Genomic DNA, 19,703 nt, shown 5'->3' with positions numbered 1-19,703 from the left:
CTATGTTTTTTCGCCGCTCCACGCGCCAGCCTGCACCGCAGCAGGTGCAAGGCGAGCAGGCGGTGAGCGCCTCTACCAGCATGCCCGCCCTTGAGCTTGAATCGGTGAGTGTTTTCACCGAGCTGCCCGAAGGCGGGCATCGCCGTATCCTCAAGGATGTGAGCCTGCAGTTCACGGCGAAGCGCACCGCAGTGCTGGGTCTGAACGGTAGCGGCAAGTCCACCCTACTGGGGCTTTTCAATGGGCTCACCCACCCGGATGAAGGTATTGTGCGCGTGAACGGTGTCGACACTCTGGAGACACCGAGCCGCGGCTCGATGGGCGCTCGCGGTCATTCGCAGGGCGCTTTTGAGGGCGTGGGCATGCTCTTCGCCCAGCCGGAGGCGCAGCTGATTATGCCCACCGTTGCCGAAGATATTGACCTGAGTCTGCGCCGTGCCGCCACCGTTGAAGGTAGTGCCCTCAGCGGTGAGCAGCGCCTCGAACGAATTCGTGAACTGCTCCGCGAGCGCGGCCTCGAACATCTTGAAAACCAGAGCGTTTTCACCCTCTCAGGAGGCGAAAAGCAGCTGGTCGCTCTCACCAGCGTGCTGGCGGCGCGCCCGCAGATTCTTCTGCTCGATGAGCCGACCACCCTGCTGGATTTGCGCAATCGCGCGCGGCTACTCAAGCATTTGGAGTCGCTGGATCAGATGCTGGTGCTCAGCACGCACGACCTGGATTTGGCGGCGTCCTGCGATGAAGCCGTGATTATTCATGACGGGCATATGCTTGCTCAGGGGGATGCTGCGCAGCTGGTGCAGCAGTACCGCACGTGGTGTGCCGAGGGGTTCCCCAACGAGGGTGCGACCGAAGGTCTGGATTCGGCAGGAGGCGCGCATGGGCGCTAACACGCCGCGCGTGAATCCTCGCCCCGCCGGCCAGGGCTCGGATTTCATCCCCGGTACTCTGCTGGTGGGTTTCTACCAGCCGTTGAACACGCCGGTGCATCGGGCGCCGCTATGGTTCAAGGGCACGCTCTTCTTTGGGCTGTTTCTGCTGTTGGCGGTGACCGGCTGGCAGGTGGCGCTGGTGGCTTTGGTTGCCTCCACGTTCTGCGCGTTGTGGGCTGGTGTGCCCGCCTCCCAGCTGTGGCTGGTGGTTCGTACGCTGTCTCTGCTGCTACTGATTATGGTCGGCTATTACGTGTTTACGGGCCAGTACGCCTCCGGCGCGGATGCTATCGCGACTATGCTGACGGCTTTTTATGCGTCCCGCGCTCTGCTGGTGAGCACTCCCCTGCCGGTTCTGATTGATGGCTTTGTGAGGCTGTGTTCGCCGTTGCGTTTCGTGGGTCTTTCCCCAGAGCGTCTGGGTCTGCTGATTGCGTTGATGGTCCGGTCGATTCCGGCGCTCATGGACCGTTGGGGTGCGTTGCGCAGGGCGGCAGTGGCGCGTAACCTGCCCAAGCGCATGTATTGGCGGTTGCTGATTCCGTGGGTGGTGCAGGCGGTTGATTACGCGACGGCGACCGCTCGTGCTTTGCGGGCGCGACACGTGGACGAGCTGAAATAGCGCAGATACGCGAGAGGGGCGGAGTGAACCGTGTAGGTTCATCCCGCCCCTTCGTTTTAACTCGCCTAGCTAGGCTGGTTTAGGGCGTTTCAATGAGGAGCACCGCCGGGAGCTGCTCCCACCACAGGTACCAGTCGTGCTGACCGTAGAGCGCCTCCACGAGCTTGTCGAAGCCGCGGTAGACACGCACCGGCATCGCCGAGGAAACCATCGTGTGCTCGACCGCCAGGATTTCGGCGTCGCGGCGGGTTGTGACCGGCACCGGCGTGTAGAACTCGATAAAGTCTGAGGCGATAACAGCCGGGTAGGCGTCGTCGCGTTCAAACCAGTAGCGGGCAATGGACAGCATCGCCTCGGGGCTGGGACTGGAATCCCACCCGCCAAAGGGCAGGTAGGCGAACACCCCGGATGCGTCCCGCAGCGGCAGGTCCATGATGAGCAGTTCCGCGGCGCTGTCAATGTCGGTGGCCTTAACCTTCTCATTGATGATGCCGGCGGTCAGTTCGAAGGGGTACTCCGCTTTCAGGGGCGTGCCAATATCGTCTTCGCCGAGTTCGCCGTTCTCCATGAGGCGGCGGTAGGTCTGCAGGTAGGTGCTCTCGTTCAGGTGCCGGAACGCCTCGTGCGCGGCGACTTCTACACCGACTTGATCCAGGTAACGATGCTGGTCGGTGATGAGCTCGTGTGCGTACCGCTTGACGGTGTCGGCGGTGATGTCCTGTACTGGGGTTGAGGTACGTAGGGAGACGTTATTCTCAATGGTCCCGAGCAGGGTCGGGTCGAGGGCAACCACGATGGGGGTTGTTCCCCGGTTCTTGCCCTCGTAGAGGTGTTCGAGGTATCGCCGGTTAAGTTCGGCTCGTGGGGCGCCGTGGCGGATTCGCTCGTGTGGGTAGGGATACAAAGCGACGAAGCGCTCGTAGAGCTCTGCCATGGTGTTCTCCGATGTTTGGTTGCCCCCAGTTTATCGCGTATTTTCGCACAAAAATACGGGTTTTTGGATGTTTTATCAGGCCGCGGAGGGCGAGCATTTTTTTCGTTTGATGAGTGTGTATTGGTGTGTGCTAAACACGCTTAAACTGCCTTTGTGTTGGGCGGTTTGAGCACCTGTTTTCGCCAGAAAAAGTTAGAAATTTTTTTGCCACCATATGAGATTTTGGGCGAGTTACACCGGGCGGCGCCAAAGGGTACGGCAGACACTTTCGCGGTGGTGCGGGGCGCCTCCTGCGGGTCGGTATCCGCTGCAGAACTCTGGTAGAACAGGCACCAAGTTTATGATTTGCAGACATAAAGCACCCTATTTTCTTCTTCGGCGCGTCATATTTGACGTATTAAGGGTGTTTCGGGCGAGTTCCGCCACCGCAGCCCCACAGCTGGCGTAGAGTGTTGGTACCAGCTACCACCCGTGCCGCGTTGGTGCGGAAAACGTCGCTGAGACCATCAACTCGCAGGAGTTCAAACCAACGGAGGTTCTCATGTCGAATAACTACTACAAAGAGATGGTTCGCCTGGCAGACAGCATCGCTGATAAGGCGCATGAGGGGCAGACTGACCGTAACGGCTGGCCCTACATCTCCCACCCTCGCCGTGTGGCTCTTGGGGTACGTAAGCTTGCGTGTGAGTTGGCTGCCGCGACTCACCCTGATATTTCTTTGGAGGAGCTGAAGGCTGAAGCGCAGATCGTGGCGTTGCTGCATGACACGGTGGAGGATACCGGCGTTTCCCTCGCATATCTGGCTCGTCACTTCTCGGCGCGTATTGTGGATGCGATTGAGGCCTTGACCCGCCGCCCGGGTGAGTCGCGTGAGTCGTATCTGAGCCGGGTGCGTGTGAATGATTTGGCTCGTCTGGTGAAGCTTGCCGATATTGCGGATAATACTGACCCGCAGCGTTTGGCACTTCTGGAGGAACCGACTCGTACCTGCCTCATGATCAAGTATGAGCACTCGCTGAAGCTGCTACACCTGAACGACTAGGTTCAGCGCTAACCGAAAATAGAAGCCGCCCGGTATGGATTGTGTTCCATGCCGGGCGGCTTCTATGAATCATCTATTGAATTAGCTCAGGTGAGAGACTGCGTAATCAGCTTCTTCCTCGGTGAAACCTTCAACGGAAGAAGTCAGCTGAGAACGGATTGCTTCAGGAGACATGTTCATCGTCTTCTGGTAGCTCTTTGCGCTCTCCAGGGCATTTGCGTTCCAGTCAGCCTTCATATTGTCCACAGCATACTGAGCAGCTTCAGGAGTGAACTTTTCGAATTCACTGGTGAGCTGGTCGTAGATACGCTGCTTGGACATGTGCATGGTGCGAGAATAAGACTCCGCCTTCTTCAAAGCAGACTTATATTCAGTGGGAACGCTGTTATCATTCTGCTTTGCGTTGGATTCCGCCCCAGCTACGGGAGAGGATTCAGTACCAGTTTTCTGAGAAGCCTCAGTAGTAGCAGCAGAAGAATCAGCAGCTGCAGAAGATGAAGAAGCGCTCGCACTCGTAGACTTGCTGGAGCCGCCGCCCATCATCGAAGCGCAACCGCCAAGAAGAACAAGAATAACGAGAGTGATAAACCACCAACGGAGGTAGAAAGGCTTCTTCTTAACGTAGACAGAACCGTCAGCGGCAATAATCTTTTGTGCCATGATTTCCTTTCGGCATCCTCAAGCAGCCATTGCATAAGGAGCCTAAATATGATGTGAGTGTATGATTCACAAGGAAATATACTTGACCCCCCATTGTCAAAGTGGCAAAAATTGGCGTTGCTCAGAACAAGCATCCACTGCTCACATATCTGATATCGCACAAAAATACCCGCCCGGTGCCGAAGGCATACACCTTCCGCACCGGGCGGGTACCTTATCTGCGAGTCAGGAGCTTAGATGTTGAAGCCCAGCGCGCGCATCATATCGCGGCCGTCCTCAGTAATACGCTCCGGGCCCCACGGCGGCATCCAAACCCAGTTCACACGCCAAGAATCAACCAGGTTCTCCAGGTTGCTCTGAACCTGCTCCTCAATAACCTCCTGCAGCGGGCACGCCGCGGTGGTCAGAGTCAGGTCCAGAATGAGGGTTCCATCCTCATCCCAGCGCAGACCGTAGAGCAGACCAAGGTCAACAATATTGACGCCGAGCTCCGGGTCAATGACCTCCTTGAGGGCTTCCTCAATTTCTTCCTGAGGAACACGAACCTGCACAGTCTCAGTCATAGTTCTATCTTTCTATCAGAATCCGATAAGGAGAAGAAGCTTACTTCTTACCCACGTAAGAAACGTAGCCCTCTTCTTCCAGGCGGTCAGCCAGCTCGGGGCCGCCCTGGTCAACCATCTTGCCGTCCACGAACACGTGCACGAACTGCGGCTTGATGTAGCGCAGAATGCGGGTGTAGTGGGTAATCAGCATGACGCCCATGTCGTTAGCCTCGTGCGCACGGTTCACGCCCTCAGACACAATCTTCAGTGCGTCAACGTCCAGACCGGAGTCGGTCTCGTCCAGGATGCCGAACTTGGGCTTGAGCAGCTCCAGCTGAAGAATCTCGTGGCGCTTCTTCTCACCACCGGAGAAGCCCTCGTTCACGTTACGTGCGATGAAGTCGGGGTCAATCTCCAGGTTCTTCATGGCTTCCTTAACGTCCTTGGTCCAGGTACGCAGGGAGGGAGCCTTGCCGTCCACAGCGGTCTTAGCAGAACGCAGGAAGTTGGACATGGTCACACCGGGAATCTCAACCGGGTACTGCATAGCCAGGAACAGGCCTGCGCGTGCACGCTCGTCCACGCTCATCTCGGTGATGTCCTCACCGTCGAGCAGGATCTGACCGGAATCAACCTGGTACTTGGGGTGGCCAGCAATGGTGGAAGCCAGAGTGGACTTACCGGAACCGTTCGGGCCCATGATTGCGTGAATCTCGCCCGAGTTGATGGTCAGGTTAACGCCCTTCAGGATGGGCTTGGTGGTTTCGTCGTCGAGGATAACCGAGACGTGAAGGTCCTTGATTTCAAGAGTAGACATTGATTTCTCCTGGTAAAGCTTAGTTGTTGCTGAGGGCGAGCTCTGCCTCAAGGGCCTCGGTGAGCTGCTCTTCAAGTTCGGGGACACGGATCTGCTGAATGATCTCATTCAGGAAGCCGCGCACGACCAGACGGCGTGCCTCAGCCTCCGGAATACCGCGAGCCTGCAGGTACCACAGGTGCTGCTCATCGAGCTGGCCGGTGGTGGATGCGTGGCCGGCGCCCTCAATCAGGCCGGTCTCAATCTCCAGGTTCGGCACGGAGTCAGCGCGGGGGCCAACTTCCAGCAGCAGGTTACGGTTCAGCTCGTAGGTGTCGGTGCCTTCTGCATCCTTACCAATCAGAACGTCACCAACCCATACGGAGTGCGCACCCTTACCCTGCAGCGCACCCTTGTAGGTCACGCGGGACTTGCAGTTGGGTACGGAGTGGTCCACGAACAGGCGGGACTCAATGTGCTGACCTGCGTCTACGAAGTACAGGCCGTACATTTCAGTCTCAGCGCCGGGAGCGGTGAACTTGGTGGAGGGGGTCACGCGCACCAGATCGCCACCGAGGGACACCACAACGTGCTTGAAGCGTGCGTTACGGCCCAGCTTAGCGTAGTGTGCGGAGGCGTGGATTGCGTCGTCAGCCCACTGCTGCACGGAAACAACGTTCAGCTCAGCCTCGTCGTTCACCACGAACTCAACGTTCTGTGCCAGGACGGTGGAGCCGGTGTGGCGCAGAACCACGACAGCCTTCGAGAAGGGCTTAGCCTCAATCACGATGTGCTGCGCGGCTGCCTCGTTGCCGGTGCCGGTGATGTCGATTTCCACGTGCTCAGCCAGTTCAGCTTCGGCGGGGATGGTCACCACGGTTGCTTCGGTGAAGCTGGACCATGCGTTTGCTGCCACACGGTCCTCGGGGATACCTGCGGAGCCGATGCGTGCATCCTCGCGGGAGACGGTCTCAACCTGAACCTGCTCGGGTGCGGTCACCTTCGGTGCCGGTGCGGTGCCGGTCAGCTTCTCCAGGTGCAGGCCGCCCAGACGCTTCAGCGGGGTGAAGCGCCAGTCCTCTTCACGACCGGTCAGGGGTGCGAAGTCCTCCACGTTGTAGGAGGTCTTACGCTCTGCACGGGATGCTTCGAGTACCTTCTGGACGTTGTTCGGGTTGGAGCCCTGGTGGTGTGCCTCGGTGGCACGGTACAGGGTGTCATCGTGGGCGAACTCGGTGGCGAGCTTCTCGCCCTCCTGGTCCATGCCGGGGATGATCGGGGAGTGGTAACCCAGGGTTTCTTCGTTGGTCGGCATTAGCCCACAGATCCTTCCATCTGAAGTTCGATCAGGCGGTTCAGTTCGAGTGCGTACTCCATCGGCAGCTCACGTGCGATGGGCTCAACGAAGCCGCGGACAATCATCGCCATTGCTTCTTCTTCGCTCAGGCCGCGCTGCATCAGGTAGAACAGCTGGTCCTCGGAGACGCGGGAAACGGTCGCCTCGTGACCCATGGTCACATCGTCCTCGCGCACATCCACGTAGGGGTAGGTGTCGGAGCGGGAGATGGTGTCCACCAGCAGTGCGTCACAGACCACGGAGGACTTGGAGTGCTTAGCACCCTCACGAACCTGAACCAGGCCGCGGTATGCGCTACGGCCACCGTTACGTGCCACGGACTTGGACACAATGGTCGAGGAGGTGTTCGGTGCAATGTGAACCATCTTCGAGCCGGTGTCCTGGTGCTGACCCTCACCCGCGAATGCGATGGACAGGGTCTCACCCTTAGCGTGCTCGCCGACCATGTAAACAGCCGGGTACTTCTGGGTGACCTTGGAGCCGATGTTGCCGTCCACCCATTCCATGGTGGCGCCCTCGTGCGCAACCGCACGCTTGGTCACCAGGTTGTAGACGTTGTTCGACCAGTTCTGGATGGTGGTGTAGCGAACGCGTGCGTTCTTCTTCAGCACAATCTCAACCACTGCGGAGTGCAGGGAGTCGGACTTGTAGATGGGGGCGGTGCAGCCCTCAATGTAGTGAACGTAGGAGCCTTCGTCCGCGATGATCAGGGTGCGTTCGAACTGGCCCATGTTCTCGGTGTTAATGCGGAAGTACGCCTGCAGCGGGATCTCCACGTGGACTCCCGGGGGAACGTACACGAAGGAGCCACCGGACCATACGGCGGTGTTCAGCGCGGAGAACTTGTTGTCACCAATCGGGATGATGGAGCCGAAGTATTCCTTGAACAGTTCGGGGTATTCGCGCAGACCGGTGTCGGTGTCGACAAAGATCACGCCCTGCTGCTCCAGGTCCTCACGGATCTGGTGGTACACGACCTCAGACTCGTACTGTGCAGCCACACCCGCGACGAGGGAGTTACGCTCCGCCTCGGGAATGCCCAGACGCTCGTAGGTGGTGCGGATGTCCTCGGGCAGTTCCTCCCAAGAAGCCGCCTGACCCTCGGTCGAGCGCACGAAGTACTTGATGTTGTCGAAGTCAATTTCGGAAAGATCCGCGCCCCAGGTGGGCATGGGCTTACGCTCGAAGAACTTCAGCGCCTTCAGACGCATATCCAGCATCCACTGGGGTTCGTTCTTCTTCGCAGAGATGTCGCGCACGACGTTCTCGTCCAGGCCGCGCTTTGCTACCTGGCCTGCTTCGTCGGAGTCTGCCCAACCGTACTCGTAGTTGCCAATGCCCTCGAGTTCGGGGTTCATCTCCAGGATCTCTGAAATGACGGTGTCGTTGGCGTTCTGCCCAACTTTCTCAGTCATTACGGCCTTTCTTCGATGGTTATTACATTTCTCGCCGCCACCTGCCGGTTGCAGGCGCGGTAGTTGAGGGGGCTGATGCCGCGCTCGACCACGGCGTTTAACGCAGCGTGGGGCGGGCGGGTTCCAGCGTGCGGGTCGCATCCTTGAGGGGTTCATCGGGGTGCGCCGCGGGGTACTGCGGTAAGTGTTACGCGGAAGGTTTCTCTAGGAATAGGTTTCTCTAGGATTCTTCTGCGTTCTTCTCACCCTCGGCGGTGACACGGTTCAGGGGCACGTGCGTGGTACACACGTGAGCACCCGAAGCCATGGTTGAAAGCCTACGGACATCAACGCCGAGCAGGTCAGAAATAATCCCGGTTTCCTGCTCACAGAACACTTGGAAGTCTCCAGCGAGGTCACGTACCGGGCAGTGCCCCTGACAGAGCTGAATACTTGCCAGAAAATGCTCGGGAACGGTTCGTCCTGCAGGAGGCGCGGTGACCTGAGCGGTCGCCACGAAACCGTCCTTGCTCATTGCCTCTGCGAGCGCCTGCGCTCGGGCTGCCACATCGTCACCGGCGGCTTCTACGACGGGGCGGTAGCGGGCTTCCATGTCTGCGGCGCGGGCGGAGGCGAAAGCTTCGAGGGCTTCCTGGCCGACCGTGTCGCGGAGCATTTGCAGGGCATTGCGGGCAATGATTAGGTAGTCGTTGCCGAGGCGTTCGTGGCCCTGGGGGGCGATCACGTAGCGGCGGGCGGGTCGTCCAGCTCCGGCGCCGTGCTTTTTGATGGGTGCGACCTCGATCATGTTGTTGGATTCGAGGGCGTCGAGGTGGCGGCGTACCGCTGCGGGGGTGAGGCTGAGGAGCTCACCGAGGGTTGCTGCAGATACGGGGCCATTGTTAAGGACTTCGCGTAGGACGCGGTCCCTGGTGCGTTCTTCTGCCTCGGCTTTGCGCTTGGATGTGCGTGCCGCGGAGGACTTTGTACTGGAAGCACCAGTAGAGCCCGAGGCGGCAGTTCGGGTGCCGTTTCGGGTCTGCGCCTCGTTCATTGAGGCGCGCTGAGGGGTCTTATTCACGGAATACACAAATAAAGTATGTCCTAATTAGTTTTTCTTTGGCTAGTTAGGTACCCCTACTTGCTAGCTTTTCTACCTTAAAGCGAACTTTTGGGTCGTAACGAGCGTGCCTTAGACGTGAGTTAGGGCATAAGATGAAGGGGGCACACACACGCTCATCATCGAAAAAATCGAAAGTGACTGTCTATGGAGACCACCACCGCGGGCCAGCAGGACCACCCGGGGCGTGCATCCGCCGTGTCAACGGCACACGCTGAGCACCACACGGAGCCCAGCGCCTCCCCCACCGCACGACGACGCATCATCGCCGAAGAACCGGCGCTCAGCATTAAAGACCTCATCAAAGAGTTCAAGCCCTCACGCGCCTTCCGCACCAAATACCCCGAACGGCTCACCGCCAGCGGGCTCTACCGCGCCGTCAACAAGGTCAACCTGCGCGTCTTCCCCGGTGAAGTGGTCGTCCTGCTCGGTGCTAATGGCGCTGGCAAAACCACGACCCTCGCCTGCGCTCAGGGCCTGCTCAAGCCAACCCGCGGTACCGTGCGCCTGCTCGGAGAAAACCCGCTGCAGGCGGACCCGGAGCTACGCGCCAAGGTCGGCATTATGCTCCAGGACGGCGGCCTGCCCAACGCCATGCACCCCATCCCGCTGCTCGAGCATATTTCGACCATGTACACCGACCCGTACCCGGTCGAAGAGCTCGCAGAACGCCTGGGCATTGACGCTTTCAACGGCACCACGATTCGCCGCCTCTCGGGTGGTCAGAAGCAGCGCGTCTCTCTCGCCGCCGCCCTCATTGGCCGCCCGGACGTGCTCTTCCTCGACGAGCCCTCCGCAGGTCTGGATCCGCAATCCCGCAACGTTGTCTTCGACATTATTCGTGAACAGCGTGAACTCGGAACCGCAATCGTGCTCACCACGCACCTGATTGACGACGCGCAGAAGCTCGCCGACTACGTCTACATCATTGAAAACGGCACCACGGTTCAAGAAGGTACCGTCTCCGAGCTCATCGCCAGCGACGGCACGAACCGCCTGCAGTACACCCTGGATGCACCCACCCCCACCCGTGAGCAGCTGCTGCCCGCGCATCTGCGTGCCGGTGTGGAGCTCATCGAGAAGGTGCCCTACACCCCGGCTCGTGACGGTGCACCCTCCGTACCCGGCGCGTATGAGCTGGTCGGCGCACTGCGTCCCGAGCATCTGGCGGCATTCACCTCAGCGCTCGCCGAGCGTTACCTCATGCCGATTTCCCTCACCATGGAACCGAAGACTCTTGAGGATGTCTTCCTCGACATTTCAGGACGTGATATCCGATGAGCAACACCGCACGCACTAACAATAACCGGGCAGCAGAAAACCAAGTAAAAGAAAAGCCTGCAGAAGAGAGCCGAGCAAAAGAGAACCAAGCGGAAGGGAACCGAATGGAAGAACGCACCGCGAACACCCGCTCCGCCGTAGACACTCGCCCCAGGGTCTCTTCTATTGACGAAGACGAGGAGTACATTCCCCCGCGCGCGAACTACCCGCTCGTGCGCGTGATCGAGCAGGGCCGCTACGAGACCATGGCGATGCTCCGCAACGGCGAGCAGCTGATGCTCAACATTATTTTTCCCGTCATGGCGCTTATTGCGTTGCGGTTCACCGGTCTGATTGATGAGTACGCGAACTCGGTCGGGGTCTCCCGCATGGACGCGGCGGTCCCCGGCGTTCTGGCGCTCTGCGTGATTTCTACGGCGCTGTCCGGCCAGGGCATTGCCACCGGTTTTGATCGCCGCTACGGCGTGCTGCGGTTCCTGGCGACCACTCCCCTGGGCCGTAACGGCCTGATTATGGGCAAGTGCATTGCGGTGCTGGTGGTCGTGGCGATTCAGTTCACCCTGGTGGCGGTTCTGGGGTACGGCCTGGGGTGGCGCCCGGACGCTATCGCCGTCTCCCGCTCCATCATCACGATGATCATGGGTGCTGGCGCATTTACGGCGCTGGGCCTGCTCATCGCCGGTACGGTGCGTGCGGAGGCGACCCTCGCCATCGTGAATATCGCCTGGGTGATTCTTGCCGGTGCCGGCGGCGTGGTGTTCCCGCTGAAGTCCTTCCCTGACTGGTACGCCGGGGTTGTGGCGTGGTCGCCCTCGGCGGCTCTGGGCGACGCGCTGCGCGGCAACTTCATTCAGCATCAGTGGCTTGCCGAACCGCACTGGGTCCTCATTGTGTGGACCGTGGTCATTGGGTTTGTTGCCTCACGTAAGTTCAAGTGGTCCGACTAGAGGCAGCGCAAATACAGACAGCGCAAGCGCAGACAGTGCAAGAGCAGACAGAGCTTCTTCTCATCGCAAATTAAAAGACGGGCGCCGGATATGTTCCGATCATATCCGGCGCCCATACATATAACACAAACCTTTAGTCTCAACCACGCACAAAGTGCACGGTCCGAGACTAAAAGAAAGCACCCTCCTCCAGAACCTTTTATCTCACCACCACAGTAAGATAATCAACGGTTCTTACGCGGAGGAGGGGCTTCAATCACCGAGATGCAGACCGACCCAACCACTGTTTCGGTCTACAACCTTCCTGCTCAACCTTAACATGAGCTTCACCACTTACACAAAAATTGTTACGTTACTGAACAATATTCAGCGCATAGCTCAGAAACACAGCTCAAACGTGCACCGCGAAATCCGCGGAGCCCGCGTTGTAGCGTCGCTTTTTTCTCCATCTCAGCCCCGTATCACCCTGTGAATGTCTGCATTCACACACCGGATACTTCCGCCCAGTGAACTATCCTGTTAAAACGAAAGGGTCGAAACAAACCTCCAGGCTCCCCGCACCTACCGGGTACTTACCAAGGCACCTACCCGGGTACCTACCGGCGCGGGAATAAGCGCCCCCGAAGGCACGTTACACCCGATGAACAGCGCGCTAGCACACGCCTGCTGGCGCATCCACTCACGTTGTGAAAGGACACCCCACGTGGCAGAAAACCTCCAGTGGACAGAAACCGATCAGCGAGCCGTTGACACCGCCCGCATCCTTGCCGCCGACGCCGTGGAGAAGGTCGGCTCCGGCCACCCCGGCACCGCGATGAGCCTGGCCCCGGTCGCCTACCTGCTGTTCCAGAAGGTCATGAACCAGGACCCGGCCGACGACCGCTGGGAAGGCCGCGACCGCTTCATCCTGTCCCCCGGCCACACCTCCCTCACCCTGTACACTCAGCTGTTCCTCGGCGGCTACGGCCTCGAAATGAGCGACCTGGAAGCCCTGCGCACCTGGGGTGCCCTCACCCCCGGCCACCCCGAATACAAGCACACCAAGGGCGTAGAAATCACCACCGGCCCGCTCGGCCAGGGTCTGGCATCCGCCGTTGGCTTCGCCTACGCACAGCGTCGTATGCGCGGCATGTTCGACCCCGAGGCTGCCCCGGGCACCTCCCCCTTCGACCACCACGTCTACGTCATCGCCTCCGAGGGTGACGTGCAGGAGGGCGTGACCGCCGAGGCGTGCGCGCTCGCAGGTCACCAGGAGCTCGGCAACCTGATTGTCGTCTGGGACCGCAACCACATCTCCATTGAGGAAGACACCGACGTTGCCTTCACCGAGGACGTAGCAAAGCGCTACGAGTCCTACGGTTGGGATGTTCAGCGCGTGGACTGGACCCGCACCGGCGACTACGTTGAGGACGTCGCAGAACTGTACGCCGCTATTGAGCGCGCGAAGGCTGTCACCGACAAGCCTTCCTTCATTGAGCTGCGCACCATCATCGGCTACCCCGCCCCCACCAAGCAGAACACCGGCGCAGTACACGGCTCCAAGCTCGGCGCCGATGAGGTAGCCGCAACCAAGGAACTGCTCGGCTTCGACCCCGCCAAGAGCTTCTTCATCGAGGAGAACGTGCTGGCACACACCCGTCAGCTGCGCGAGCGCGGCGCTGCGGCACACAAGGCATGGGACGAGAAGTTCGAGGCATGGGCTAAGGCTAACCCCGAGCGCGCCGAACTGTACAAGCGCCTCGTTGCAGGCGAACTGCCCGCGGACTACAAGGCTGCCTTCCCCGTGTTCGAGGCTGGCACCTCCGTGGCAACCCGCGCGGCATCCGGCACCGTCATCAACGCTATTGCTGACACCTTCCCCGAACTGTGGGGCGGCTCCGCTGACCTCGCCGGCTCGAACCTGACCACCATCAAGGGGGCAGAGTCCTTCAACCCGGCATCGCGAACCACCGAAGACTGGACCGGTAACCCCTACGGCCGCGTGCTGCACTTCGGTATTCGTGAGCATGCTGCCGCAGCAATCGTTAACGGTATTGTGCTCTCCTCCCCGACCCGCGCATTCTCGGGCACCTTCTTCGTGTTCTCCGACTACCAGCGCCCGGCCGTTCGCCTCTCCGCACTGATGGGCGTTCCCTCAGTGTACGTGTGGACCCACGACTCCATCGGCGTGGGCGAAGACGGCCCCACCCACCAGCCGATCGAGCACCTCTCCGCCCTGCGCGCCATCCCCGGCTTCGACGTGGTTCGCCCCGCGGACGCTAACGAAACCGCCGTCGCATGGCGCACCATCCTGGAGAAGTCCGACCGCCCCGCAGGTATCGTGCTCTCCCGCCAGAACCTGCCCGTCTGGGCTCGTGAAGACGTGCACGCAGACGCTGAGGGCGAGAAGTTCGCTTCCGCTGAGGGCACCGCACGCGGCGGCTACATCATGGCTGACACCGAGGGCACCCCGGACGTCATCCTGATCGCTACCGGTTCCGAGGTTGAGCTCGCTGTTCAGGCTCGCGCAACCCTCGCAGAGCAGGGCATCGCGGCTCGCGTGGTTTCCATGCCTTCACGTGAGTGGTTCGCTGAGCAGGACGCAGAGTACCGCGAGTCGGTTCTGCCCTCCTCGGTTGCAGCCCGCGTCTCCGTCGAGGCTGGCCTGGCAATGAGCTGGTACGACCTGCTCGGCACCGCAGGCCGCGCCGTATCCATCGAGCACTTCGGTGCATCCGCCGATGCGAAGACCCTGTACCGCGAATTCGGTATCACCGCGGAGGCTGTCGTGGCTGCCGCTAAGGATTCCATCGCCGCCGCTAAGTAGGCAGTAACAACGCCGCGGTAACTGCCGCGCACACTGCACTCCCCCTTGTACGGGTGGGGTGCGGACGCAACGGGTAGGCTCCGGCTGACCGCTCAGCCGGAGCCTCCCGCCGCCCAGTAGTTTTCACTGTTATCTCAAGTTTCAATTTCGACAAAGAATCGAAGGTTTTCACATGTCTGAGTCCACTCAGAAGCTTTCCGACGCCGGTGTCTCCATCTGGCTTGACGACCTCTCCCGTGAGCGTCTGACCAGCGGCAACCTCGCCGAACTCATCAAGACCCACAACGTCGTCGGTGTGACCACCAACCCCACCATCTTCGCTGGCGCGCTCTCCAAGGGTGCCGCATACGCTGAGCAGATGCGTGAACTTGCCGCCGCTGGCGCAAGCGTTGAAGAGGCAGTCTTCGCCGCAACCTGCGACGACGTACGCGCAGCCTGCGATGTGTTCGCACCCGTTTACAAGGCATCCAACGGTTTTGACGGCCGCGTCTCCATCGAGGTTGACCCCCGCCTGGCACGCGACGCCGAAGGCACCGCCAAGATGGCACGTGAACTCTACGAGCGTGTAGGCCGCGAAAACGTCATGATTAAGATCCCCGCAACCCAGGAAGGTCTGCGCCCTATCGCAGAGACCCTGGCTGCTGGCATCAGCGTGAACGTGACCCTGATCTTCTCCCTGACCCGCTACCGCGAGGTCATCAACGCCTACATGCTCGGCCTGGAGCAGGCGCTGGAGAACGGCAAGGACCTGTCCACCATCCACTCGGTCGCATCCTTCTTCGTCTCCCGCGTAGACACCGAAATCGATGCACGCCTCGAAGCTGCCGGCGGCGACGCTGTGCAGCTCAAGGGCAAGGCAGGCCTGGCAAACGCACGCCTCGCCTACGAGGTGTTCGAGGAAATGTTCTCCTCCCAGCGTTGGGCACGCCTGCAGGCACACGGCGCGAACGTACAGCGCCCGCTGTGGGCATCCACCGGCGTGAAGGATCCTTCGCTGCCGGATACCCTGTACGTCACCGGCCTGGTCGCACCCAATACCGTGAACACCATGCCCGAGGCAACCCTGAACGCTGTTGCTGACCACGGCGAAATCACCGGCAACACTATCGTTCCGAACTACTCCGAATCCAACAAGGTTCTGGACGCTATCGGTGCCGCAGGTGTCTCCTACACCGAGGTCGTGGAGAAGCTCGAGGTTGAGGGTCTGTCCAAGTTCGACGTCTCCTGGGAAGAGCTGCTGCAGACCGTCCGCGAGGCACTCGAGCAGGCCAAGTAGCCGCACCCCAGTAGCCATCGAAAATATAGCGTGGCACTAAACACTGTCGGTGTGCACCGCCCGATGCGCACCGCGGCACCGCATCCTAATCCGCCGGGGTTCCCGCCAGAGCTTCACCGTTCGGGGAATCTCGGTGAATTAGGGTGCCACTGAGACAATCCCGTCAAAACCGGTACAATACAGGGTACACACCTTCCAGAATGCGGCATCGCCTCCGCGCGACAAGGTACGAACCGCGCGCCGCACGAACCAACCAAGGCAATCAAAGGAATATATTGTGACTAACGGTCATGAAGCGAACCCCCTCAGGGACACTCGCGACCGCCGCATTACCCGCATTGCGGGGCCGTCCGCGCTCGTCTTCTTTGGCGTAACCGGTGACCTGGCCCGCAAGAAGCTGCTTCCGGCAGTGTATGACCTCATGAACCGCGGTTTGCTCCCGCCGAGCTTCGGCCTTGTCGGCTTCGGCCGCCGCCCCTGGAGCGATGACGACTTCCGCGCCTACGTGCGTGAATCTGTTGAGGCAAACGCCCGCACCCCCTTCCGCGAGGACGTATGGAACCAGTTCCAGCAGGGCATGCGATTCGTTGAAGGTGCCTTCAACGACGACGCAGCCTATGAACAACTCAAGAGCACCCTTGCCGAACTCGACGAGCGTGGCGCTCACGGCAACCACGCCTTCTACCTCTCCATCCCCCCGAAGGCATTCGAGCAGGTCCTCACCAAGCTCGCCGAACACGACCTCGCATCCCGCGATAACGACACCATCAACCCCGTCGACGGTTGGCGCCGCGTGGTCATTGAGAAGCCCTTCGGCCACAACCTTGAGAGCGCACGCGAGCTGAACTCCATCGTGGAGGCAGTCTTCCCGCCCGACGCCGTGTTCCGCATCGACCACTACCTGGGCAAGGAAACCGTTCAGAACATCCTGGCGATGCGTTTCTCCAACCAGATGTTCGAGCCCCTCTGGAACTCCCACTACGTGGATCACGTCCAGATCACCATGGCTGAAGACATCGGCATCGGCTCCCGCGCAGGCTACTACGACGGCGTGGGTGCGGCCCGCGACGTCATCCAGAACCACCTGCTGCAGCTGCTCGCTCTCACCGCCATGGAAGAGCCCCTCAGCCTCGACGCTAAGCACCTGCGCGCCGAGAAGGCGAAGGTCCTCGAAGCAGTCCGTATCGACGACCTGCCGAACTCCTTTGCACTCGGCCAGTACGCCGCAGGCTACCAGGGCGGCGAGCACGTCAACGGCTTCTTCGACGAGAACGACATCCCCGCAGACTCCCGCACCGAAACCTTCGCAGCGCTGAAGGTGTCCATCGCAAACCGCCGCTGGGAAGGCACCCCCTTCTACCTGCGCGCCGGCAAGCGCCTGGGCCGCCGAGTCACCGAAATCGCCGTGGTCTTGAAGAAGTCCTCCGACCGTCTCTTCGGCGAACGTGAAAACCCGCAGGTCGGCCAGAACGCCATCGTCATCCGCGTGCAGCCCGATGAAGGCATGACCATCCGATTCTCCGCGAAGGTGCCCGGCACCCAGATGGAAATCCGCGACGTCAACATGGACTTCGGCTACGGCCACTCCTTCACCGAAGAGTCCCCCGAAGCCTACGAACGCCTCATCCTGGACGTTCTGCTCGGCGAGCCGCCGCTGTTCCCCCGCCACGAAGAAGTTGAGCTCTCCTGGAAGATCCTCGACCCCTTCGAAGAGTACTGGGAAGAAAACCGCATTAAGCCTGAACCCTACGAGTCCGGTTCGTGGGGTCCGCGTTCAGCACACGAGATGCTTGAGCGTGACAACCGCGCTTGGAGGCGCCCGTGATCTCGCACCTGCATAACACCACCGTTTCCGCTATCAACAAGGAACTGAGCAACCTGGCTGCAGCCAACGGTAGCCTCAGCAGCGGACGAGTACTCACCCTCGTTGTCCTCGCGGAAAAGGGCCACTCCCGCGAAGCGATGCGCGCCGCAATTCGTGCCTCCCACGAACACCCGAGCCGCATTATCATGCACATCTCCCACGACCCGCTCGACCCTGACCAGCTGGATGCAGAAATCCACCTGGGCGGCGACACCGGCGCATCCGAGATGATTGTTCTGCGCGGCTGGGGTAGCGCATCCCGCCCGACTGAGGCACTGATTTCCGGTCTGCTACTGCCTGACTCCCCGATTGTGGTCTGGTGGCCGCACTCGGTTCCGGAGAACCCAGCACAGCACTCCATCGGTCGTATCGCTCAGCGTCGTATCACCGACTCTGCGCGCGCTGAGGACCCGAAAGAGGCTCTCAAGCACCTCGCCGAGGTGTACCGCGCCGGCGATACCGACCTGGCGTGGACCCGCCTCACCCTGTGGCGCACCCAACTGGCTGCGCTCCTGGAGCAGATGCCCTCCTCCCCCGTACGCCGCGTGGTTGTGTGGGGTTCGAGCAAGTCCCCGTCCGTGGTGCTGCTCGGTACGTGGCTCGGCTGGAAGCTTGAAGCGCCCGTACACCTCGCCACCATCGGCGCGGCAAACCGCGGCCTGTACCGCGTCAGCATTGAGCGTGAAGACGGTTCCGTGACGATGTTCCGCCCCGGCATTTCCGTGGCGACCATCTCCACCCCGTACGCACCCGACCAGCAGATTGCGTTGCCGGTGCGTACCCTTGCCGAGTGCATCTCTGAGGAGCTGCGCCGCCTCGACCCGGACGACACCTACGGTGACGTGCTGAAACAGGCGCTGTGCACCGTCACCCTCGTCGATGACACCTGCCAGCCTGAAGACATGCTGGATCTCGAAGAATACCCGGAGGTTTTCGATGCCTAAGATTCAGAACATGGGCGCATCCACCCCCACCCTGGTGGCGCACCCGACCCGCGACGCTCTCGCAGCGGACGCGGTGACCCGCATCCTCGACATCATTGAGCATGTGCTCTCTGAGCGCACCATCGCCCACATTTCGCTGACCGGCGGCACGATGGGTATCGCCACCTTGAAGGCGTGGGCTGAGAACGAGCGCGTGAAGGATATCGACTGGTCCCGCGTGCACTTCTGGTTCTCCGATGAGCGTTACGTGCCCGAACGCAGCCCCGAACGTAATGACGGCCAGGCTATTGAGGCACTGCTCGCTCCCCTGCTCTCGCACGGCCTGGTTGTGGGCAATGTGCACCGCATGGGCCCGTCCGATATTTTCACCGGCCTTGAGGCTGCCGCCGAGCACTACGCTTTTGAGATGCGTGACTACGCCGGTTCTGCACCGGCTGTGACCGTGCAGATGCCCGAGGGCGCGACCGAACTTCCGTTGACTGGCGGTCACGGTGGCGGCGCGGGTCACGAGCATGGCGGCTCCGGCGGCTGTGGTTGCGGTGGCGGCGGCTGCGGTTCGTCCGCTCCCGAGCAGTCCATCGAAGAGACCACCCTGGACGAATTTGATGCTGAGGCTGCTGAGCCCGCAGGTGGTTGCGGATGCGGCGGCGGAGGCTGCGGTGGTGGCGGTGGCGGCCAGTGGCCCGCACCGGTCTTTGACATCACCCTGCTGGGCATGGGCCCGGACGGTCACATTGCGTCCCTGTTCCCGGGCCGTAAGCAGGTTCTGCTGGGTACCGGTCTGCCGGAGGATCCGGTTGAGGGCGGTAAGGCTGTAACCGTGATGGTTTCTGATTCGCCGAAGCCGCCGGCTGAGCGTGTGTCGGTGACCCTGCCGATTATCAATAATTCGCGTCACGTGTTCTTCCTCATCACCGGTGAGGATAAGCAGGATGCGACCGGCCGCCTTCTGGCTGGCGCGAAGCTGGACGCTGAGGATCTGAACGCGGAGCTGCTGCTGGAGACCCCGGCGGTGGGTGCGCGCGGTAAGAAGCAGACCTTGATTTTTGCAACCGAGGAGTCGCTGGCTCCTGAGAACCGCCCGTAAGGTTCGGTTCTGAACTGCATTGGATAAAGGGTGGAGCCCCGGATAGACATCTATCCGGGGCTTTTCTCTATGGTTTTAAGTCACCCCGAAATGGTA

The 19,703-nt window shown here is 60.7% G+C and carries 17 protein-coding genes; 10 read left to right on the top strand and 7 right to left on the bottom strand.

What is annotated here, in order from left to right; translation table 11 throughout:
* Positions 1–2 precede the first annotated feature (2 nt).
* A complete protein-coding gene (locus tag HMPREF2528_RS07080; RefSeq protein WP_070543477.1) occupies positions 3–890 on the top strand; it encodes an energy-coupling factor ABC transporter ATP-binding protein in 888 nt (295 codons plus the stop codon).
* Entirely contained in the window at positions 880–1,554 is a 675-nt protein-coding gene (locus tag HMPREF2528_RS07075; protein WP_070543475.1) for an energy-coupling factor transporter transmembrane component T family protein, read from the top strand. Before HMPREF2528_RS07080 ends, HMPREF2528_RS07075 begins: the two co-directional genes overlap by 11 nt.
* 79 nt (positions 1,555–1,633) lie before the next feature.
* Here the strand turns inward: HMPREF2528_RS07075 and HMPREF2528_RS07070 are convergent, their stop codons facing one another.
* Entirely contained in the window at positions 1,634–2,488 is an 855-nt protein-coding gene (locus HMPREF2528_RS07070) for a DUF4253 domain-containing protein (RefSeq protein ID WP_049341268.1), read from the bottom strand.
* A 541-nt stretch (positions 2,489–3,029) separates the two neighbouring features.
* On the opposite strand from HMPREF2528_RS07070, the gene HMPREF2528_RS07065 reads away from it, so the two are divergent.
* A complete protein-coding gene (locus HMPREF2528_RS07065) occupies positions 3,030–3,530 on the top strand; it encodes an HD domain-containing protein (RefSeq protein WP_049356986.1) in 501 nt (166 codons plus the stop codon).
* Between the two features lie 81 nt (positions 3,531–3,611).
* Here HMPREF2528_RS07065 and HMPREF2528_RS07060 read toward each other — a convergent pair whose 3' ends face one another.
* The 6 genes from HMPREF2528_RS07060 to HMPREF2528_RS07035 all read right to left on the bottom strand — a co-directional run bounded on the left by HMPREF2528_RS07060 (position 3,612) and on the right by HMPREF2528_RS07035 (position 9,372).
* Positions 3,612–4,190, bottom strand: coding sequence for an Ltp family lipoprotein (locus tag HMPREF2528_RS07060; RefSeq protein ID WP_049347590.1), 579 nt, complete (start codon positions 4,188–4,190; stop codon positions 3,612–3,614).
* Positions 4,191–4,423: 233 nt separating this feature from the next.
* Entirely contained in the window at positions 4,424–4,753 is a 330-nt protein-coding gene (locus tag HMPREF2528_RS07055; protein WP_012903572.1) for a metal-sulfur cluster assembly factor, read from the bottom strand.
* A gap of 40 nt (positions 4,754–4,793) precedes the next feature.
* The gene (sufC, locus tag HMPREF2528_RS07050) at positions 4,794–5,552 is read right to left on the bottom strand and encodes a Fe-S cluster assembly ATPase SufC (protein ID WP_005509109.1); all 759 of its coding nucleotides are present in this window, start codon (positions 5,550–5,552) and stop codon (positions 4,794–4,796) included.
* Positions 5,553–5,571: 19 nt separating this feature from the next.
* Positions 5,572–6,846: a Fe-S cluster assembly protein SufD gene (gene sufD / locus HMPREF2528_RS07045; RefSeq protein ID WP_070506326.1), complete on the bottom strand. Its 1,275-nt coding sequence runs from the start codon at positions 6,844–6,846 to the stop codon at positions 5,572–5,574.
* Complete coding sequence (gene sufB, locus HMPREF2528_RS07040) at positions 6,846–8,303, bottom strand: Fe-S cluster assembly protein SufB (RefSeq protein ID WP_070543473.1); 1,458 nt, start codon at positions 8,301–8,303, stop codon at positions 6,846–6,848. Before sufB ends, sufD begins: the two co-directional genes overlap by 1 nt.
* Before the next feature lie 220 nt (positions 8,304–8,523).
* Positions 8,524–9,372, bottom strand: coding sequence for a helix-turn-helix transcriptional regulator (locus tag HMPREF2528_RS07035; RefSeq protein ID WP_005506111.1), 849 nt, complete (start codon positions 9,370–9,372; stop codon positions 8,524–8,526).
* 177 nt (positions 9,373–9,549) lie between these two features.
* On the opposite strand from HMPREF2528_RS07035, the gene HMPREF2528_RS07030 reads away from it, so the two are divergent.
* The 7 genes from HMPREF2528_RS07030 (at position 9,550) to HMPREF2528_RS07000 (ending at position 19,607) form a co-directional block, all read left to right on the top strand.
* Positions 9,550–10,683 carry an ABC transporter ATP-binding protein gene (locus HMPREF2528_RS07030; protein WP_070543471.1) on the top strand — a complete coding sequence of 378 codons (1,134 nt, stop codon included), beginning with the start codon at positions 9,550–9,552 and terminating at the stop codon, positions 10,681–10,683.
* Positions 10,680–11,630: an ABC transporter permease gene (locus HMPREF2528_RS07025; protein WP_070543469.1), complete on the top strand. Its 951-nt coding sequence runs from the start codon at positions 10,680–10,682 to the stop codon at positions 11,628–11,630. Before HMPREF2528_RS07030 ends, HMPREF2528_RS07025 begins: the two co-directional genes overlap by 4 nt.
* A 703-nt stretch (positions 11,631–12,333) precedes the next feature.
* Positions 12,334–14,436, top strand: a complete 2,103-nt coding sequence (tkt, locus tag HMPREF2528_RS07020; RefSeq protein WP_070543466.1) for a transketolase — start codon at positions 12,334–12,336, stop codon at positions 14,434–14,436.
* Positions 14,437–14,608: 172 nt separating this feature from the next.
* The gene (gene tal / locus HMPREF2528_RS07015) at positions 14,609–15,712 is read left to right on the top strand and encodes a transaldolase (RefSeq protein ID WP_070543464.1); all 1,104 of its coding nucleotides are present in this window, start codon (positions 14,609–14,611) and stop codon (positions 15,710–15,712) included.
* A 277-nt stretch (positions 15,713–15,989) separates the two neighbouring features.
* A complete protein-coding gene (zwf, locus tag HMPREF2528_RS07010; RefSeq protein WP_070506339.1) occupies positions 15,990–17,537 on the top strand; it encodes a glucose-6-phosphate dehydrogenase in 1,548 nt (515 codons plus the stop codon).
* Complete coding sequence (locus HMPREF2528_RS07005) at positions 17,534–18,520, top strand: glucose-6-phosphate dehydrogenase assembly protein OpcA (RefSeq protein ID WP_070506340.1); 987 nt, start codon at positions 17,534–17,536, stop codon at positions 18,518–18,520. The genes zwf and HMPREF2528_RS07005 overlap by 4 nt, the downstream gene beginning before the upstream one ends.
* Positions 18,513–19,607, top strand: coding sequence for a 6-phosphogluconolactonase (locus HMPREF2528_RS07000; protein WP_070506343.1), 1,095 nt, complete (start codon positions 18,513–18,515; stop codon positions 19,605–19,607). The genes HMPREF2528_RS07005 and HMPREF2528_RS07000 overlap by 8 nt, the downstream gene beginning before the upstream one ends.
* Positions 19,608–19,703: the final 96 nt, after the last annotated feature.

The sequence above is a fragment of the Rothia sp. HMSC078H08 genome (assembly GCF_001808955.1).
Classification (GTDB): domain Bacteria; phylum Actinomycetota; class Actinomycetes; order Actinomycetales; family Micrococcaceae; genus Rothia.
This window is presented reverse-complemented; position numbering and strand designations above follow the sequence as displayed.

What these genes read in the sequence shown, in the direction of transcription:
- sufC (WP_005509109.1), bottom strand. Translation starts at nt 5,552, where the DNA reads ATGTCTACTCTTGAAATCAAGGACCTTCACGTCTCGGTTATCCTCGAC.
- HMPREF2528_RS07055 (WP_012903572.1), bottom strand. Translation starts at nt 4,753, where the DNA reads ATGACTGAGACTGTGCAGGTTCGTGTTCCTCAGGAAGAAATTGAGGAA.
- sufB (WP_070543473.1), bottom strand. Translation starts at nt 8,303, where the DNA reads ATGACTGAGAAAGTTGGGCAGAACGCCAACGACACCGTCATTTCAGAG.
- tal (WP_070543464.1), top strand. Translation starts at nt 14,609, where the DNA reads ATGTCTGAGTCCACTCAGAAGCTTTCCGACGCCGGTGTCTCCATCTGG.
- HMPREF2528_RS07070 (WP_049341268.1), bottom strand. Translation starts at nt 2,488, where the DNA reads ATGGCAGAGCTCTACGAGCGCTTCGTCGCTTTGTATCCCTACCCACAC.
- HMPREF2528_RS07000 (WP_070506343.1), top strand. Translation starts at nt 18,513, where the DNA reads ATGCCTAAGATTCAGAACATGGGCGCATCCACCCCCACCCTGGTGGCG.
- HMPREF2528_RS07075 (WP_070543475.1), top strand. Translation starts at nt 880, where the DNA reads ATGGGCGCTAACACGCCGCGCGTGAATCCTCGCCCCGCCGGCCAGGGC.
- sufD (WP_070506326.1), bottom strand. Translation starts at nt 6,846, where the DNA reads ATGCCGACCAACGAAGAAACCCTGGGTTACCACTCCCCGATCATCCCC.
- HMPREF2528_RS07060 (WP_049347590.1), bottom strand. Translation starts at nt 4,190, where the DNA reads ATGGCACAAAAGATTATTGCCGCTGACGGTTCTGTCTACGTTAAGAAG.
- HMPREF2528_RS07080 (WP_070543477.1), top strand. Translation starts at nt 3, where the DNA reads ATGTTTTTTCGCCGCTCCACGCGCCAGCCTGCACCGCAGCAGGTGCAA.
- HMPREF2528_RS07065 (WP_049356986.1), top strand. Translation starts at nt 3,030, where the DNA reads ATGTCGAATAACTACTACAAAGAGATGGTTCGCCTGGCAGACAGCATC.
- HMPREF2528_RS07025 (WP_070543469.1), top strand. Translation starts at nt 10,680, where the DNA reads ATGAGCAACACCGCACGCACTAACAATAACCGGGCAGCAGAAAACCAA.
- HMPREF2528_RS07030 (WP_070543471.1), top strand. Translation starts at nt 9,550, where the DNA reads ATGGAGACCACCACCGCGGGCCAGCAGGACCACCCGGGGCGTGCATCC.